General features: G+C 75.4%; 17 protein-coding genes. 14 read left to right on the top strand and 3 right to left on the bottom strand.

The annotated features are described in order from the left end of the window. The first annotated feature begins 10 nt into the window (after positions 1-10). The 7 genes from alr to tsaD are packed head-to-tail and all read left to right on the top strand — an operon-like array spanning position 11 to position 5,567. On the top strand, positions 11-1,165 hold the full coding sequence (gene alr, locus HL189_RS06205; RefSeq protein ID WP_369132836.1) for an alanine racemase: 1,155 nt from the start codon (positions 11-13) through the stop codon (positions 1,163-1,165). Next, entirely contained in the window at positions 1,162-2,340 is a 1,179-nt protein-coding gene (locus HL189_RS06200) for an alpha/beta fold hydrolase (RefSeq protein ID WP_369132835.1), read from the top strand. Before alr ends, HL189_RS06200 begins: the two co-directional genes overlap by 4 nt. 24 nt (positions 2,341-2,364) lie before the next feature. After that, a complete protein-coding gene (locus HL189_RS06195; protein WP_369132834.1) occupies positions 2,365-2,991 on the top strand; it encodes a uracil-DNA glycosylase in 627 nt (208 codons plus the stop codon). Continuing rightward, complete coding sequence (gene tsaE, locus HL189_RS06190; RefSeq protein WP_369132833.1) at positions 2,988-3,443, top strand: tRNA (adenosine(37)-N6)-threonylcarbamoyltransferase complex ATPase subunit type 1 TsaE; 456 nt, start codon at positions 2,988-2,990, stop codon at positions 3,441-3,443. Before HL189_RS06195 ends, tsaE begins: the two co-directional genes overlap by 4 nt. A gap of 11 nt (positions 3,444-3,454) precedes the next feature. Then, positions 3,455-4,087 (top strand): tRNA (adenosine(37)-N6)-threonylcarbamoyltransferase complex dimerization subunit type 1 TsaB, encoded by a 633-nt coding sequence (tsaB, locus tag HL189_RS06185; protein WP_369132832.1) that lies wholly within the window; start codon positions 3,455-3,457, stop codon positions 4,085-4,087. After that, complete coding sequence (gene rimI, locus HL189_RS06180; protein ID WP_369132831.1) at positions 4,084-4,536, top strand: ribosomal protein S18-alanine N-acetyltransferase; 453 nt, start codon at positions 4,084-4,086, stop codon at positions 4,534-4,536. Before tsaB ends, rimI begins: the two co-directional genes overlap by 4 nt. Beyond that, the gene (tsaD, locus tag HL189_RS06175) at positions 4,533-5,567 is read left to right on the top strand and encodes a tRNA (adenosine(37)-N6)-threonylcarbamoyltransferase complex transferase subunit TsaD (protein WP_369132830.1); all 1,035 of its coding nucleotides are present in this window, start codon (positions 4,533-4,535) and stop codon (positions 5,565-5,567) included. Before rimI ends, tsaD begins: the two co-directional genes overlap by 4 nt. Positions 5,568-5,614: 47 nt before the next feature. Here tsaD and HL189_RS06170 read toward each other — a convergent pair whose 3' ends face one another. After that, on the bottom strand, positions 5,615-6,853 hold the full coding sequence (locus HL189_RS06170; protein WP_369132829.1) for a class I SAM-dependent methyltransferase: 1,239 nt from the start codon (positions 6,851-6,853) through the stop codon (positions 5,615-5,617). Positions 6,854-7,042: 189 nt separating this feature from the next. Between HL189_RS06170 and groES the strand changes: the two genes are divergently transcribed. After that, on the top strand, positions 7,043-7,351 hold the full coding sequence (gene groES / locus HL189_RS06165) for a co-chaperone GroES (protein ID WP_222269139.1): 309 nt from the start codon (positions 7,043-7,045) through the stop codon (positions 7,349-7,351). Positions 7,352-7,506: 155 nt separating this feature from the next. Then, positions 7,507-9,147 (top strand): chaperonin GroEL, encoded by a 1,641-nt coding sequence (groL, locus tag HL189_RS06160; RefSeq protein WP_369132828.1) that lies wholly within the window; start codon positions 7,507-7,509, stop codon positions 9,145-9,147. Positions 9,148-9,297: 150 nt separating this feature from the next. Here the strand turns inward: groL and HL189_RS06155 are convergent, their stop codons facing one another. Beyond that, entirely contained in the window at positions 9,298-9,597 is a 300-nt protein-coding gene (locus HL189_RS06155; RefSeq protein WP_369132827.1) for a WhiB family transcriptional regulator, read from the bottom strand. Between the two features lie 376 nt (positions 9,598-9,973). Between HL189_RS06155 and HL189_RS06150 the strand changes: the two genes are divergently transcribed. Then, complete coding sequence (locus tag HL189_RS06150; protein ID WP_369132826.1) at positions 9,974-10,738, top strand: response regulator transcription factor; 765 nt, start codon at positions 9,974-9,976, stop codon at positions 10,736-10,738. Positions 10,739-10,923: 185 nt separating this feature from the next. After that, positions 10,924-11,946 carry a type IV toxin-antitoxin system AbiEi family antitoxin domain-containing protein gene (locus tag HL189_RS06145; protein ID WP_369132825.1) on the top strand — a complete coding sequence of 341 codons (1,023 nt, stop codon included), beginning with the start codon at positions 10,924-10,926 and terminating at the stop codon, positions 11,944-11,946. A 75-nt stretch (positions 11,947-12,021) separates the two neighbouring features. Here the strand turns inward: HL189_RS06145 and HL189_RS06140 are convergent, their stop codons facing one another. Then, the gene (locus tag HL189_RS06140; protein ID WP_369132824.1) at positions 12,022-12,447 is read right to left on the bottom strand and encodes a DUF5319 family protein; all 426 of its coding nucleotides are present in this window, start codon (positions 12,445-12,447) and stop codon (positions 12,022-12,024) included. Between the two features lie 187 nt (positions 12,448-12,634). On the opposite strand from HL189_RS06140, the gene guaB reads away from it, so the two are divergent. The 3 genes from guaB to guaA are packed head-to-tail and all read left to right on the top strand — an operon-like array spanning position 12,635 to position 16,905. Continuing rightward, positions 12,635-14,155: an IMP dehydrogenase gene (guaB, locus tag HL189_RS06135; RefSeq protein ID WP_369132823.1), complete on the top strand. Its 1,521-nt coding sequence runs from the start codon at positions 12,635-12,637 to the stop codon at positions 14,153-14,155. Between the two features lie 4 nt (positions 14,156-14,159). Then, on the top strand, positions 14,160-15,329 hold the full coding sequence (locus tag HL189_RS06130; protein WP_369132822.1) for a GuaB3 family IMP dehydrogenase-related protein: 1,170 nt from the start codon (positions 14,160-14,162) through the stop codon (positions 15,327-15,329). Between the two features lie 13 nt (positions 15,330-15,342). Continuing rightward, on the top strand, positions 15,343-16,905 hold the full coding sequence (gene guaA / locus HL189_RS06125) for a glutamine-hydrolyzing GMP synthase (RefSeq protein ID WP_369132821.1): 1,563 nt from the start codon (positions 15,343-15,345) through the stop codon (positions 16,903-16,905). Positions 16,906-16,963: the final 58 nt, after the last annotated feature.

Genomic DNA, 16,963 nt, shown 5'->3' with positions numbered 1-16,963 from the left:
GAGTGGAGTGGTGACGTCGCTGGACACCGCACTCCTCCACCGGGCCGAGGTGGTCGTCGACCTGGACGCCATCGCGGCGAACACCGCCGTGCTCCGCGAGCGGGCCGGCCGCCCGCTCATGGCCGTGGTGAAGGCCGACGGCTACGGGCACGGCCTGGTCCCCGCCGCGCGGGCGGCCCTCGCCGGCGGTGCCGACGCGCTGGGCGTCGCCGTCGTCGCAGAGGCGCTGGCGCTGCGCGCGGCCGGGGTGACCGCTCCGCTGCTGGCCTGGCTGCACGCGCCCGGTGAGGACTTCGCCGCGGCCCTGGCCGCCGACGTGGAGGTGTCGGTCAACGCCGACTGGGGCCTGGCCGAGGTGGTCGCGGCCGCCCGCGCGACCGGCCGGACGGCCCGGCTGCACCTGTGCGCCGACACCGGGCTGTCCCGGGAGGGCGCCACCCCGGCCGACTGGCCGGGCCTGGTGGCGGCCGCCGCCCGCGCGCAGGCCGACGGCGACGTCGAGGTGGTCGGGCTGTGGAGCCACATGGCCTACGCCGACGCCCCCACCCACCCGACGATCGGCCGCCAGGTGCGGGTCTTCGAGGAGGCCGTGGACATCGCCCGTGCCGCCGGCCTGACCGGCGCGCGCCGGCACCTGGCCAACTCGGCGGCGACGATCGCCCTGCCGGAGACCTGGTACGACATGGTCCGCCCCGGGGTCGCCGTGTACGGGCTCGACCCGCTCGGCGGCGACCCCGCCGCCTACGGGCTGCGCCCGGCGATGACGGTGCAGGCTCAGGTGGCGCTCACCAAACGGGTGCCCGCCGGCGCCGGGGTCTCCTACGGCCACACCTACTCCGCCCCGCGGGAGACGACGCTCGCGCTGGTGCCGGTGGGCTACGCCGACGGCGTGCCCCGCGCGGCGGGCAACCGCGCACCGGTGCTCGCCGCGGGTGCGCAGCGCACCATCGCCGGGCGGGTGTGCATGGACCAGTTCGTGCTCGACGTCGGGGACGACGCCGTGGCGCCCGGCGACCGGGTCGTCCTCTGGGGGCCCGGGGACGGCGGCGAGCCGACCGCCCAGCAGTGGGCCGACGCCCTCGACACGATCCACTACGAGCTGGTCACCCGGGTCGGCGGCCGGTTCCGGCGGCGGCACGTCGGCACCGCCGGGACCGGGCGATGACCGCCCACCCGCACCTGCACCCGCACCGGCCCACCGGGCGCACGGTCGGCATCGTCGGCGCGGCGCTCGGGCTCGCCGCGGCCGGCACCGCGGTGGGGGTCGCGGTCACCCGGGCGGCCACCTCGCGGATCCGGGCCGACCGCGTCGCCGGCCGGCTGCCGGAGGTCGACGGCGTCCCGGAGTGGGAGCTGCGGCAGGACGACCCGCTCGGCCTCGCCTCCCGGCCCGCGGACCGCACCGCGGTCGTGCCGGCCGACGACGGCGTGCCGCTGTCCGTCGAGGAGGTCGGCCCGCTCGACGCGCCGCTGACGGTGGTCCTCGTGCACGGCTACGCTCTGTCGATGGCGTCGTGGACCTTCCAGCGCCGGGACCTCGGCGCGCAGCTGGCCACGGCCAACGGACACCGGCCCACGGCGCGGCTGGTGTTCTACGACCAGCGCGGGCACGGCGCCTCCGGTCGCGGGGACGCCGAGAACTCGACGATCGAGCAGCTCGCCGCCGACCTGGAGGCGGTGCTGGCCGCCCGGGTGCCGACCGGCCCGGTGGTCCTGGTCGGGCACTCGATGGGCGGGATGACCGTGCTGGCGCTGGCCCGCCGCCGTCCGGAGCTGTTCGGCAGCCGGGTCGCCGCGGTGGCGCTGGTGTCGACCTCCAGCGGCAACCTGGACGACCTGGACCTCGGCCTGCCGCAGCTGCTCACCCGGGTGCGGGCCGCGGTGCTGCCGGTGGCCGCCTGGACCATGCGGCGCCGTCCGGGGTTCGCCGAGCAGACCCGCCGGATCGCCAAGGACCTCGTCTCGGCGGCCACCCGGTCCCTGTCGTTCTCCTCCGCCGACGTCGCCCCCGAGCTGGGGCACTACGTCGACGCGATGATCGCCGGGACGCCGGTCGACGTGATCGCCGAGTTCTACCCGGCGTTGGTCGGGCTGGACGAGAGCGGCGCGCTCGAGCCGCTGCGCCGCGTCCCGGTGCTGGTGCTCACCGGCGACAAGGACAAGCTGATCCCGATGGGGCACAGCGAGCTGATCACCGAGCGGCTGGGGACGGCGGAGTTCGTCGTCGTCCCCGACGCCGGCCACCTGGTGCCGCTGGAGCACCCGGAGCAGGTGACCCGCGCGCTGGCCGGGCTCATCCGCCGGGTCGCCGCCGAGCAGCCGGGCCGGACACCCGGCTGAGCTGCTCGACCGTAGGGTGCTGGCGTGGCCGTTCCTCGCTCGCCCCGCCTCGACGCCGCCGCCGAGGAGGTCGCCCGCACCGCCGCCGCGGCCCCGGACTGGGCCGCGCTGGCCACCGCGGCCAGGGGCTGCCTGGCCTGTCCCGAGCTGGCCGCCGCCCGGCAGCACGTCGTGGTCGGCGACGTGCCGGTTGGCGGCCGGCCGAGGCTGGTGCTGGTGGGCGAGGCCCCGGGGGCGACCGAGGACGGGACCGGCCGCCCGTTCGTCGGGCGGTCCGGCGCGCTGCTGGACCAGTTGCTGGCCGAGGCGGGCCTCGACCGCGCCGAGGCCGCCGTGCTGAACGTGGTGAAGTGCCGCCCCCCGGGCAACCGGACGCCGAAGGCCCCCGAGGTGGCCCGGTGCAGCGGGTGGCTGCACCGCCAGCTGGACCTGCTCGACGCCCGGGTGGTGGTGGCGCTGGGGCTGTCCTCGGCGAAGTGGTTCCTCGGCCCGCGGACCGTGCTCGCCGCCGTCCGCGGCCGGCCGCACGAGGTCGACGGCCGCGCGGTGTGGGCCACCTACCACCCGTCGGCGGCGATCCGGTTCGGCCCGAACGGCGCGCCCCGCGCCGGGCTGCTGGCCGACCTGCGCGCCGTGGCGGGCGCGCTGTGAAGCGCGAGCACGTGCTGCCCACGGTCGCCGACACCCGGGCGTTCGGCCGCGAGCTCGCCGCCGTCCTGCAGCCCGGGGACCTCGTCGTCCTGGCCGGCCCGCTGGGTGCGGGCAAGACGGCGCTCACCCAGGGGATCGGTGCCGGGCTCGGTGTCCCGGGGCCGGTCACGTCGCCGACCTTCGTGCTGGCCCGCGTGCACCGCGGCGGCCGGGTGCCGCTCGTGCACGTGGACGCCTACCGGCTCACCGGCATGGCCGACGTCGACGACCTCGACCTCGACGCCACCACCGAGGAGTCGGTCACCGTCGTCGAGTGGGGGCACGGGCTGGTCGAGCAGTTGGCCGACGAGCACCTCGTGGTCGAGCTGGACCGCCGGGACGACGACGTCCGCACCGCCCGCCTGGTGCCGGTCGGGCCGGGGTGGGAACGGCGGCTCGACACGGCGGCCTAGGCTGGTCGGTCGTGCTCGTCCTCGCCCTCGACACCGCCACCCCGACCCTCGTCGCCGGAGTGGCCCGCTGGTCACCCGGAGGCGTCCAGCTGCTGGCCGAGCGGGCGCTGCCCTCCGGCAACCGGCACGCCGAGCTGCTGACCCCCGCTGTCCGCGACGTGCTGGAGGAGGCGGGCGTGCGCATGCGCGACCTGGACGCCGTCGTCACCGGGCTCGGCCCGGGGCCGTTCACCGGGCTGCGGGTCGGGATCGTCACCGCCGCCGCGCTCGCCGACGCGCGGGCCCTGCCGGTGGTCGGCGTGTGCTCGCTGGACGCCGTGGGCAGCGGCGCGCGGTCGGTCGTCACCGACGCGCGGCGCAAGGAGGTGCACTGGGCGGTGTACGGCCCGGACGGCGCGCGCGTGGCCGGCCCGGGGGTCGTCCGGCCCGAGGACGCCCCGGTCACCGACCCGGTCCTGGGCGACGTCCGCTTCGCCGAGCGGCTGGGCCGGGACGTCACCGCGGCGGACGTGACGACGGCGGGGCTGCTCCGCGCCGCTGCCCCCCAGCTGGCCGGCGACGTCCCCCGGCGCCCGCTGGAGCCGCTGTACCTGCGCCGCCCGGACGCCGTCCCCCCGGCCGCCCGCAAGGCGGTGTCGCAGTGATCGCGCTGCGCGCGATGACCGTGGACGACCTGCCGCAGGTGATGGAGCTCGAGGAGGAGCTCTTCGCGCCGGACACCTGGACCGAGTGGATGTACCGGGACGAGCTCGCCCGCCCCGACACCCGCCACTACCTGGTCGCCGCCGACGACGCCACCGGCGCCGTCGTCGGCTACGCCGGGCTGATCGCCTACGACGACGAGGCGCACCTGGCCGCCATCGGGGTGACCGGCGCGCGGCAGGGGCAACGGATCGGCGCGCTGCTGCTGGACACCCTGCTGGCCGAGGCGGACCGGAAGGGGAAGCCGGTGCTGCTGGAGGTGCGTGCCGACGACGAGGCCACCCAGGGCTTCTACCGTCGCCGCGGCTTCACCGAGGTCGGCCGCCGGCCGCGCTACTACCCACTGAGCGGGAAGGACGCCGTCGTGATGCTCCGGGAGGCCGCGCGATGACCGCGCCGTTGATCCTCGGGTTCGAGACGTCGTGCGACGAGACCGGGGTCGGGCTGGTCCGCGGGCGGACGCTGCTGTCCGACGCGCTCGCGACGAGCATGGCCGAGCACGAGCGGTTCGGCGGGGTCGTGCCGGAGATCGCGTCCCGGGCGCACCTGGAGGCGATGGTCCCGACCGTGCACAAGGCGTTCGCCGACGCCGGGGTGTCCGCCGCCGACGTCGACGCGGTCGCGGTGACCGCCGGGCCCGGGCTGACCGGCGCCCTGCTGGTCGGGGTCGCGGCGGCGAAGGCGTACGCGCTGGCCCTCGACGTCCCGCTGTACGGGGTGAACCACCTGGCCGCGCACGTCGCCGTCGACGAGCTCGAGCACGGCCGGCTCGCCGAGCCGTCGATCGCGATGCTCGTCTCCGGTGGGCACAGCTCGCTCCTGCTGGTGCCCGACCTCGCGCAGGAGGTGCAGGAGCTCGGCCGCACCATCGACGACGCGGCCGGCGAGGCCTTCGACAAGGTGGCCCGGGTGCTGGGCCTGCCCTTCCCCGGCGGCCCGCCGATCGACCGGGCGGCCGGCGAGGGCGACCGGGACGCGATCGCCTTCCCCCGCGGGCTCACCGGCCCGCGCGACGCCGCCTACGACTTCTCCTTCTCGGGGCTGAAGACCGCGGTCGCCCGCTGGGTCGAGGCGCGGCAGCGGGCCGGGGAACCGGTGCCGGTGGCCGACGTCGCGGCCGCGTTCCAGGAGGCCGTCGTGGACGTGCTCACCGCCAAGGCCGTGCGCGCCTGCCGGGACCACGGCGTCGACCACCTGGTCATCGGCGGCGGGGTGGCGGCCAACTCGCGGCTGCGCACCCTGGCGCAGGAGCGGTGCGACGCCGCGGGGATCGTGCTCCGGGTGCCGAGCCGGCGGCTGTGCACCGACAACGGGGCGATGGTCGCCGCGCTCGGGTCGCGGCTGGTCGAGGCCGGGGTGGCGCCGTCGGAGACCGACCTGGGAGCGGACAGCTCGCTGCCGATCGACGTCGTCAGCCGCTGAGGGAGCCCCTGGGCGGCCGAGATCGCAACTGTGGCCGCCGGGGGCGGTCAGGGGCGGACGGCGCAGACCAGGACGGTGGGGGCGCCGGCGACGCGGGTGACGACGACGACCGCCGTCCCGCTGCCCGGGCCGCGCAGCTGCCGGGCCAGGGTCTCCGGCTCGATCGGCGAGCCGCGCTTCTTCACCGTCACCCGGCCGACGCCGCGGGCCCGCAGCAGCGCGCGGAGCTTCTTGAGGTTGAACGGCAGCACGTCGGTGACCGCGTAGCTGCTGACCCACGGGGAGCCCGCCGGGCCGTCGGAGGTCAGGTAGGCGATCGTCGGGTCGACCAGCGTGGCGCCGAGGTCCGCCGCGACCAGGGCCACCAGGCCGGAGCGGATCACCGCCGGGTCCGGCTCGTGCAGCCAGCCGCGCACCGGGCCGACCGGCGCGGTGCCGGGGTCCCGGTCGGCGGTGAGCTCGAGCAGCCGGCCGTCGCCGGCGAGCAGGCTCGTCCGCCGCCAGGTGCGGCTGAGCCCCCGGCCCCACAGCAGCGCCTCCGCGATCGACCCACCGGCCGACACCCACTCGGCCTCCACGCCGTCCGGCACCCGGGCGTGGTCCAGCCCCGGGGCCACCTTGACCACGCAGGCCGGGGCCCGGTCCAGCAGCAGGGCGACGGTCGACCAGGGCGGGGACCAGCGGTCGGGGTCCAGCTGCCGCCGTCCTCCGGCGCGGCGGGCGGGGTCGAGGACGGCGGCGTCGCAGCCGGCGATCCGGCCGTCGGGGGCGGCGGCCACGAGCTCGACGACGTCGCCGGCCACCACCCGCACCCGGTCGGCGACCCCCAGCGCCGCGGCGTTGGCGGCGGTGAGCTCGCGGGCCACCGGATCGAGGTCCACGGCGGTGACCGCGGCACCGGCGCGGGCCAGCGCCACGGTGTCGGTGCCCGAGGCGCACCCCAGGTCGGCCACCGAGCGGGCGCCGCCGGCGAGCAGCCGCCGCGCCCGCCGGGCGGCCAGCACCGGGCGGCCGGCCTGCTCGAGGGCGTCCGCGGTGAGGAGCAGCCGGTCGGCGTCGTCCCCGAAGGTGGCCCGGGCCCTCGCCCGCAGCCGGGCGAGCTCCCACGCGGGCCCCGCGCCGTCCGGTCCCACCTCGGCGCGCAGCCGGGCCAGCGCGGGCAGGACGTCGACCCGGTCGGCGACCAGGGCGGCGGCGCGTGCGGTCGCGGCCTCGCCGGCCGGGGTCCTCAGCCAGCGGAGGGCGGCGACCCGGTCACCGGGGTGGTCGGGAGGAGTGCCGGGCACGGCTCCAGCCTGGCCCATCGCCCGATCGCCCGGGTGGGCGACCCGGTTGAGCGGCTGGCACTCCCATGGGTAGAGTGCCAATCGACACGGGTTGGCGCCTGACCCCCGCGACGGCAGGTGCCCAGCTCCCGTGCCACCCAGCATCAGCACCACTCCCGAACCGTCCGACACCGAAGGGGGCGTCACGACGTGACGACCGCTACCAAGGTCAACATCAAGCCGCTCGAGGACCGGGTCGTGGTCCAGGCCAACGAGGCCGAGACCACCACCGCCTCCGGTCTGGTCATCCCGGACACCGCCAAGGAGAAGCCCCAGGAGGGCACCGTCATCGCCGTCGGCCCCGGCCGCATCGACGACAACGGCAACCGGGTCCCGCTCGACGTGAACGTCGGCGACGTGGTCATCTACTCGAAGTACGGCGGCACCGAGGTGCGTTACGGCGGCGAGGACTACCTCGTCCTCTCCGCGCGCGACCTGCTCGCCGTCGTGGAGAAGTAGAAGGACCCCTCGCCTCAGCCCTCGCACGCTCGGGACGAGCCTCTGAAGGGGGCCGTTCCAGCACGTCACCAACCGCCCCGGCGACCCGAGACACCGGGTCCCGGGGCGGTTGTCGTCCGCCCCCGCAGCACCCCCCTGACCCGAGAGGTCCGGCAATGGCCAAGATCATCCTGTTCGACGAGGACGCCCGGCGCGCCCTCGAGCGCGGCGTCGACAAGCTCGCCGACGCCGTCAAGGTCACCCTCGGCCCGCGCGGCCGCAACGTGGTGATCGACAAGAAGTTCGGCGCCCCCACCATCACCAACGACGGCGTCACCATCGCCCGCGAGGTCGACCTCGAGGACCCCTACGAGAACCTCGGCGCGCAGCTGGCGAAGAACGTCGCCACCAAGACCAACGACGTCGCCGGTGACGGCACCACCACCGCCACCGTGCTCGCCCAGGCGCTCGTGCACGAGGGCCTGCGCAACGTCGCCGCCGGCGCCAACCCGATGGCCCTGGGCCGGGGCATGCGGGCCGCCGTCGACGCGGTGTCCGCCGCCCTCGACGCGGTCGCCGTGCCGGTCGACCAGCGCAGCGCGATCGCCGAGGTCGCCACCATCTCCGCCCAGGACGCCGAGGTCGGCGAGCTGATCGGCGAGGCGTTCGAGCGGGTCGGCAAGGACGGCGTCATCACCGTCGAAGAGGCCAACGGCATGACCACCGAGCTGGACGTCACCGAGGGCGTGCAGTTCGACAAGGGGTACCTGTCGCCGTACTTCGTCACCGACAGCGAGGCGATGGAGGCCGTCCTCGAGGACGCCCTCGTGCTGATGGTCCAGGGCAAGATCAGCGCGCTGGCCGACCTGCTGCCGCTGCTGGAGAAGGTCCTGCAGACCGGCGCCCGCCCGCTGCTGATCGTCGCCGAGGACGTCGAGGGCGAGGCGCTGTCCACGCTCGTCGTCAACTCGATCCGCAAGACCATCAAGGTCGTCGCGGTGAAGTCGCCGTACTTCGGTGACCGGCGCAAGGCGTTCATGGCCGACCTCGCCGTCGTCACCGGCGGCCAGGTGGTCAGCGAGGACGTCGGCCTGCGGCTGGACGCCGTCGGTCCGGAGGTGCTCGGCACCGCCCGCCGGGTCGTCGTCACCAAGGACGACACGACCCTGGTCGACGGCGGCGGCACGGTCGGCGCGATCGCCGACCGGGTCGCGCAGATCCGCAACGAGATCGAGGCCACCGACTCCGACTGGGACCGCGAGAAGCTGCAGGAGCGGCTGGCCAAGCTGGCCGGCGGCATCGCGGTGGTCCGCGTCGGCGCGGCGACCGAGGTCGAGATGAAGGAGCGCAAGCACCGCATCGAGGACGCCATCTCCGCGACCCGCGCCGCGGTGGAGGAGGGCGTCGTCCCCGGTGGCGGTTCGGCGCTGGTGCACGCGGCGACGGCCGTCGACGCGCTGGAGCTGTCCGGCGACGAGCTGACCGGTGCACGGTCGGTGCGCAAGGCCCTGGAGGCCCCGCTGTCGCTGATCGCGTCCAACGCCGGGTTCGAGGGGCCGGTCGTCGTCGGCCGGGTCCGTGACCTCGGCGAGGGCAAGGGCTTCAACGCCGCGACCGGCGAGTTCGGGGACCTGGCCGCGCAGGGCGTCATCGACCCGGTCAAGGTGACCAAGGCCGCGCTGGGCAACGCCGCATCCATCGCGGCCATGGTGCTCACCACCGACTCCGCCGTCGTGGAGAAGCCCGCGGAGGAGCACGAGCACGCCGGTGGCCAGCACACCCACGGCCACTCGCACGGGCACGGCCACAGCCACTGATCAAGGGCCGCGCTCAGAGGCTCGCCCCTCGCAAGCCCGGGGTGAGCCTCTGATCCGGCCCCGCACATGCCGAGAGGGCCGGTCCGACGACTCGTCGGACCGGCCCTCTCGGCCTTGCGTGCGGCGGGGAGGTCGCCCGCCGCGGGTGGTTCAGACCCCGGCGGCGATGGAGGCTGGCTCCGCGGCGATCAGCCGGGCGCGTTCCTCCTCGCTCATGCCGCCCCACACCCCGTAGGGCTCGCGGACGGACAGCGCGTGCTTCAGGCAGGCGTCGATCACCGGGCACGTTCCGCAGACGGCCTTGGCGGCGGCCTGTCGCCGCGCCCGGGCCGGCCCACGCTCGCCGTCGGGGTGGAAGAAGAGCGACGTGCTCTCGCCTCGGCAGGCGCCGTGCAACTGCCAGTCCCAGACCTCGGCAACAGGGTTGGGCAGTCGGCGGATGTCGGCCATTGGACCTCCTCGGCTCGGATGCACCGGGGGGTCTGCCCGGTCACGAGGCAGCCGGTGCCCCGTGCCGGTGAGACGCAAACACATCGGCCCACCTTCGTGGTGCGGGATCTGTCGATGTGTGCTTGGGGTGGCTCCGCGTTCTCCAGCTCCGGTCGGGCGTGCTCCCGCCCTCACCCCGCGGGGTGACGGGTGCTGTCGTCACACGACAGAGCGGATCAAGGTGGTCACAGGGAGTGCCGGCCACCGGAGTGGGGGACACCCCGACACCACGCCCGGACTCCGTTCGGGCGGTGCCGGCGCCCCGGGGAGCGGGGGAGTACCCGGTCCCCCCACCCGGCCGGGTGACCCCCGGCTCGGCGCAGGACGGGAGCCATCGGTGATCGAGGACAGGATGCGCGGCAACGGCCACGGCGGTGCCGTGGTGTGGGTGTTCGACGAGCGGCGCCGCGTGCGGGACGACGTCGCCGCCCGCCTGCTGGCGCTGCCGTTCGTGGCCCGCGTCGAGGCGGTCGGTGACCCGGCGGCCCTGACGGCCCGGCTGGCCAACCGGCTGCCCGACGCGCTGCTCGTCGGGACCCAGCGGGCCACCGACAGCGGGCTGGCAGTCGCCACCCAGGTGCTGCGGAGCCACCCCTCGCTGACCGTGCTCGTGCTCGGCGCCCCGGACGACGCGGACTCCGTCCGCGCCGCGGTGGCCGCCGGCGCCCGTGGCTACCTGCGCTGGGACGCCAACCCCCTGGAGCTCGGCCTCGGCCTGGCGCGCGGGCCGCGCGTGGAGCAGGGCCGGCCCGTGCCGGCGCGGATGGCGCCGATGCCGCGCAGCCCGCAGCACGCGGTCCCGCCCGGCGGGGCACCGTCGAACGGACCGGCGCCGTGGGGTGGGGCCAGCCCGCTGGCCGGCTCCGCGCCGACCACCGTCCGGTCGACCGTCCCCGAGCCGCCGCCGGTCGCGCTCAGCGCCCGGGAGATGCAGGTGCTGACCGGGATGAGCCAGGGCAAGAGCAACGCCCAGATCGGCCGCGAGCTCTACCTGTCCGAGGACACCATCAAGACCCACGCCCGCCGGCTGTTCCGCAAGCTCGGCGCCAAGGACCGCGCCGAGGCGGTGGCCACCGGCTTCCGCCGCGGCATGATGCACTGAGTTCCTCTCGACGGGCTGAGCCGCCTCGCCGACCGGTACGCCGGGGCACACCCCGGCCTCCCGGTCGCCGAGGCGGCTGGACCTGAGGATCGGCGCAGCGCAGGCCGTCGTCCACCGGCCGGGCTGCCGTCCACAGGCGCCGGCGAGCTCCGCGCGCTGAGCGGCGGGCCGTCGACCATGGCCGGATGGACTCCCCGCTCCCAGGTCCCGTCCGGGTCGCCGCCTCCACGCGCCTCGGGCTGTTCACCATCGCCGAGCTGACGGCTGCGCAGGTCACCGAGCGGGAGATCCGCAGCGCGGTCCGATCCGGTGCCTGGGTCCGGCTGCGTCGCGGGTCCTTCGTCACCGCCGCCGACCTGGCTGCGGTCGAGGCGGCCGGACGGCGGCACGAGCTGGACGCCTTCGCCGTCACGGCCGCGATCGCCCGGCCCACCGCGGCGCTCAGCCACGGGACGGCTGCCCGGCTGTGGCGGCTCCCGGTCCCCCCAGGTCTGCCGCCGGACGTGCGGCTCACCGATCCGGAGCGCTGGCGCAGTGGCCCGGGCTACGTGATGACCCGCGCGGACCTCCCGTCAGCCGAGGTGACCACCTGTGGTCGCCATCGGCTCACGACGCCCGCCCGGACGCTGGTCGACACCGCCCGGGAGTGGCCGGAGCTGCCTGCGGTGGCCGCCCTGGACGCCGCGCTGCTGCGCGAGCTGGTCACGCCGGAACTGCTGCAGCACACGCTGCACCGGCACCGCTTCCACCCGCGTGCTCCGCGCGCGGCACGCGCTGTCGCCGCCGCCGACGGGCGCGCCGAGACCTGGCTGGAGACCAAGGGCCGGCTGCGTTTCCGCGCCGCATGTCTGCCGCCCTTCGTGCCTCAGGTGGGGCTCTGGGTCGGCGGCCGGCTCATCAAGGTCGTCGACGGCTGGTACCAGGACGCCGCGCTGGCGGTGGAGTTCGACGGCCGCGTCAAGTACGTGGACCCGGCGTACGGAGGCCGGCCCGAAGACGTCCTGTTCGACGAGAAGCGGCGGGAGGACGCGCTGCGGGCGGTCGGGGTGCGCTTCCTGCGGGTCGTCGACGAGGACCTGGAGCGGGGGTGGGTGCCGCTGGCGGACCGGGTGCGCCGCGAGCTCACCGTGGCCGGGCCGGTCGACCGTTCGTTCCGCGCGGTGCCGCGTGCGCTCGGTCGCCGGCGGGTCGTCGGTCAGTCGGGCTGAGCCGCCTCGCTGACCGGTGTGCCGGGGTGCACCCCGGCCTCCCGGTCGCCGAGGCGGCTCGACCCCGGGGCCTCGCTAGTCCTCGCGGGCGTGGCGGCCGCCGCCGGCGCCGTGCCTGCCGGTGGGTTCCTCGCGCTCGGCCATCGCGGCCACCGCGTCGGCGTAGCCGCTGGCGTAGTCCCAGCTGACGTAGTCGTCGGGGTCCGGGTCGAAGGGCGGCTCGTGCCGTCCGGTCTGCCCCTCGTCGAGCAGCTGGCGCAGGTTCGCCTGCATCAGCGCCCAGTCGACGTGGTGCTCCTCGTGGCAGTCGGGGCAGTCGACGACGATGCCCTTGACCCCCGTCGGCTCGAGCAGGGTGCGGAAGACCTCCAGCTCGGCCAGGTCGTCGAGCACCCCGGCCCGCTCCTCCATGGTCAGCGGCGGGTGTCCCTGGTCGTCGTCCGGCCCGAAGTCCGGGTCGCGGTCCCGGGATGAGCCGAATGCGTCGTCCCACGCGTCCACGTGTCCTCCTCGCCGGTGCGTGTGCTCGGAGCATGCCGCCCCGGTCAGCTGGGTGCCGACCGTGCACGCCCGTCCAGCCGCCCACGGTAACTGGGCGGAGGCCGACCGGGGGCGTCCGCCTACCATCGACTCGGTACCCGTGCGCCCTCGGAGGCGCTCCCACCACTAGCCGAGAGGGTGGCGACACGTGCAGCCCGACGAGCGCGTCCCCGAACTCCCCGCCAAGTTCGCCCCGCTGGGGCTGACCTACGACGACGTCCTGCTCATCCCCGGAGCCTCCGACGTGGTCCCCGCGGAGGTCGACACCAGCACGCGGCTGACCCGTGGACTCCGCCTGGCCATCCCGCTGCTGTCCTCGGCGATGGACACGGTCACCGAGTCGCGCATGGCGATCGCCATGGCCCGCGTCGGCGGCATCGGCGTCCTGCACCGCAACCTCGCCGCCGAGGACCAGGCCGGCCAGGTCGACCTGGTGAAGCGGTCGGAGGCCGGCATGGTCACCAACCCGGTCACCTGCTCCCCGGACAACACCCTCGCCGAGGTCGACGCGCTCTCCGGGCGCTACCGCATCTCCGGCGCCCCGGTCGTCGACACCGAGGGCGTGCTCGTCGGCATCGTCACCAACCGGGACATGCGCTTCGAGACCGACCAGAACCGCCTCGTGCGCGACGTCATGACGCCGATGCCGCTGGTCACCGCCCCGGTGGGCGTCGACCCCGAGCGGGCGCTCGAGCTGCTGCGCAAGCACAAGATCGAGAAGCTGCCGCTGGTCGACGACGCGGGCCGGCTGCGCGGCCTGATCACCGTCAAGGACTTCGTCAAGCGCGACCAGTTCCCCGACTCCACCAAGGACGTCGACGGGCGGCTGGCCGTGGCCGCCGCCGTGGGCGTCGGCGAGGACGCCTACAAGCGGGCCGGGCTGCTGGTCGAGGCCGGGGTGGACGTGCTGGTCGTCGACACCGCGCACGGCCACCAGCGCGCGGTGCTGGACATGGTCGCGCGGGTGAAGAAGGACTTCGCCAACGCCGGCCACGGGGTGCAGGTGATCGGCGGCAACGTCGCCACCCGCGCCGGCGCGCAGGCGCTGGTCGACGCGGGCGTGGACGCGGTCAAGGTGGGCGTGGGCCCCGGGTCGATCTGCACCACCCGCGTGGTCGCCGGGGTCGGCGTCCCGCAGATCACCGCGATCTACGAGGCCAGCCTGGCCGCGCGGCCGGCCGGGGTGCCGGTCATCGCCGACGGCGGGCTGCAGTACTCCGGCGACATCGCCAAGGCCCTGGTGGCCGGCGCCGACAGCGTGATGATCGGTGGCCTGTTCGCCGGCGTCGAGGAGGCGCCGGGCGAGCTGGTCTTCATGAACGGCAAGCAGTACAAGACCTACCGCGGGATGGGTTCGCTGGGCGCGATGCAGAAGCGCGGCAACCAGTCGTTCAGCCGGGACCGGTACTTCGCCGACGACGTCCTCTCCGACGACAAGCTGGTCCCCGAGGGCATCGAGGGCCAGGTGCCCTACCGGGGCTCGCTGTCCGGCGTCGCCCACCAGCTCGTCGGTGGGCTGCAGGCGTCGATGGGCTATGCGGGCGCGGCGACGGTCGCCGACCTGCAGGAACGCGGCCAGCTGACCCGGATCACCTCCGCCGGCCTGGTCGAGAGCCACCCGCACGACATCCAGATGACCGTCGAAGCGCCGAACTACCGGGGGCGCTGAACCGATGCCCGCACGCGACAACGTCGAGATCGGCCTCAACCGCTTCGCCCGCCGCGGCTACGACCTGGACGAGGTGTCGATCGTCCCGTCCCGCCGCACCCGCGACCACGACGACGTCTCCACCGCCTGGCAGATCGACGCCTTCCGGTTCGAGATCCCGCTGGTCACCAGCCCCAGCGACGCGGTGGTCAGCCCGACCACGGCGATCGGCGTCGGGCAGGCCGGGGGCCTGGGCGTGCTCAACGCCGAGGGTCTCTGGGCCCGCTACGACGACCCGACCGACGTCTACCGGCAGCTGCGCGAGGCCGCCGGCCCGCACGGCGGCCCGCCGGTGTCCCTGCTGCAGCGGCTCTACGCCGAGCCGGTGAAGCCGGACCTGGTCACCGCCCGGGTCAAGGAGCTCAGCGCCGCCGGGGTCACCACGGCGGTGCGGGTCTCCCCGCAGCACACCGTGCAGCTGGCGCCCACGGTCCTCGCCGCCGGCGTCGACCTGCTGGTCATCCAGGGCACGATCGTCTCCGCCGAGCACGTGACGAGGGCGGGGGAGGCGCTGAACCTCAAGGAGTTCATCGCCGACCTCGACGTCCCGGTCATCGTCGGCGGGGCCGCGGACTACCAGACCACGCTGCACCTGATGCGCACCGGCGCGGCCGGCGTCATCGTCGGCGTCGGTGCCGACAGCTGGTCCACCTCGGACACCGTCATGGGCATCCGGGTGCCGCTGGCCAGCGCCATCGCCGACGCCGCCGCCGCCCGCCGGGACTACCTCGACGAGACCGGTGGCCGGTACGTGCACGTGATCGCCAACGGCCGGATCGAGACCAGCGGCGCCATCGCCCGGGCGCTGGCCTGCGGCGCGGACGCCGTCCAGCTGGGGGAGCCGCTGCGGGTCGCCGCGGAGGCCCCCGGTGGCGGCGTGTGGTGGGACTCGGTCGCGGCGCACCCGCGGCTGCCCCGCGGCAGCACCTCCGCGGCCGCCGAGCCGCGCGGCACGCTGGAGGAGGTGCTGCTCGGCCCGGCCGACGAGGCCGACGGGCGCACCAACCTGTTCGGGGCGCTGCGCCGCACCATGGCCAAGACCGGCTACCGGGACCTCAAGGAGTTCCAGCGGGTCGACCTGGTGATCGGCGGGACCGGTGCCGAGGCTCCGGGCCCGGGCCACCTCGCCGGCTGAGTCAGGAGGACCCGTGGACTTCCCGACCGTCCTGGTCGTCGACTTCGGCGCCCAGTACGCCCAGCTGATCGCCCGCCGGATCCGCGAGGCCGGGGTGTACTCCGAGATCGTGGGCTCCGACGTCCCGGTGGAGGAGGTGCTGGCCCGCAAGCCTGCCGCGATCGTGCTGTCCGGTGGGCCCGCCAGCGTCTACGCCGAGGACGCCCCGCGGATCGACGCGACGCTGTTCGAGGCCGGGGTGCCCGCCTTCGGCATCTGCTACGGCTTCCAGGCCATGGCGCAGAGCCTCGGCGGCACGGTGGCCCGCACCGGGGACCGCGAGTACGGCGGCACGCCCCTGACGGTCACCACCCAGGGCCGGCTGTTCGGGTCGCTGCCGTCGGAGCAAGCGGTCTGGATGAGCCACGGGGACGCCGTCAGCGCCGCGCCGCCCGGGTTCACCGTCACCGCCACCAGCACCGGTGCACCGGTCGCCGCCTTCGAGGACGTCGACCGCCGGCTGGCCGGGGTCCAGTTCCACCCGGAGGTCCGGCACACCGCCCACGGGCAGACGGTGCTCGAGCACTTCCTGTTCGACATCGCGGGCCTGGAGCCCACCTGGACGATGAGCAACGTCGTCGACGAGCAGGTGGCGGCGATCAAGGCGCAGATCGGGGACCGGCGGGCGCTGTGCGCGCTGTCCGGCGGGGTGGACTCGGCGGTGGCCGCCGCGCTCGTCCAGCGGGCGATCGGGGACAGGCTGACCTGCGTCTACGTCGACCACGGCCTGATGCGGCAGGGCGAGACCGAGCAGATCGAGCGGGACTTCGTCGCGGTCACCGGCGCCGACCTGCGCGTGGTGGACGCCAGCGAGCAGTTCCTGTCCGCGCTGGCCGGGGTCAGCGACCCGGAGCAGAAGCGCAAGATCATCGGCCGCGAGTTCATCCGGGTCTTCGAGCAGGCTGCCACCGACGTCGTCGCCGACGCGCAGGCGCACGGCGAGACCGTCGACTTCCTCGTGCAGGGGACGCTGTACCCCGACGTCGTCGAGTCCGGCGGCGGCACCGGGACGGCGAACATCAAGAGCCACCACAACGTCGGCGGGCTGCCCGAGGACCTCACCTTCACCCTGGTCGAGCCGCTCCGCGCCCTGTTCAAGGACGAGGTCCGCGAGGTCGGCCGGCAGCTGGGCCTGCCCGACCGGCTGGTGCAGCGCCAGCCGTTCCCCGGCCCCGGTCTCGGCATCCGGATCGTCGGGGAGGTCACCCGCGAGCGGCTGGACGTGCTCCGCCAGGCCGACGCGATCGCCCGCGAGGAGCTGACCGCGGCCAAGCTGGACACCGAGATCTGGCAGTGCCCGGTGGTGCTGCTCGCCGACGTCCGCTCGGTGGGGGTGCAGGGCGACGGGCGCACCTACGGCCACCCGATCGTGCTGCGGCCGGTGTCCAGCGAGGACGCGATGACCGCCGACTGGACCCGGCTGCCCTACGACGTCCTGGCCCGGATCTCCACCCGGATCACCAACGAGGTCGCCGAGGTCAACCGCGTCGTCCTCGACGTCACGAGCAAGCCCCCGGGCACGATCGAATGGGAGTAAGGACCCCGTCGCCCCCCACGCCTCGCTGACGCTCGGCGCGGGCCCCTGCGACGGGGCC

The organism is Modestobacter sp. I12A-02662 (assembly GCF_041028325.1).
Taxonomy (GTDB): domain Bacteria; phylum Actinomycetota; class Actinomycetes; order Mycobacteriales; family Geodermatophilaceae; genus Modestobacter.
This window is presented reverse-complemented; position numbering and strand designations above follow the sequence as displayed.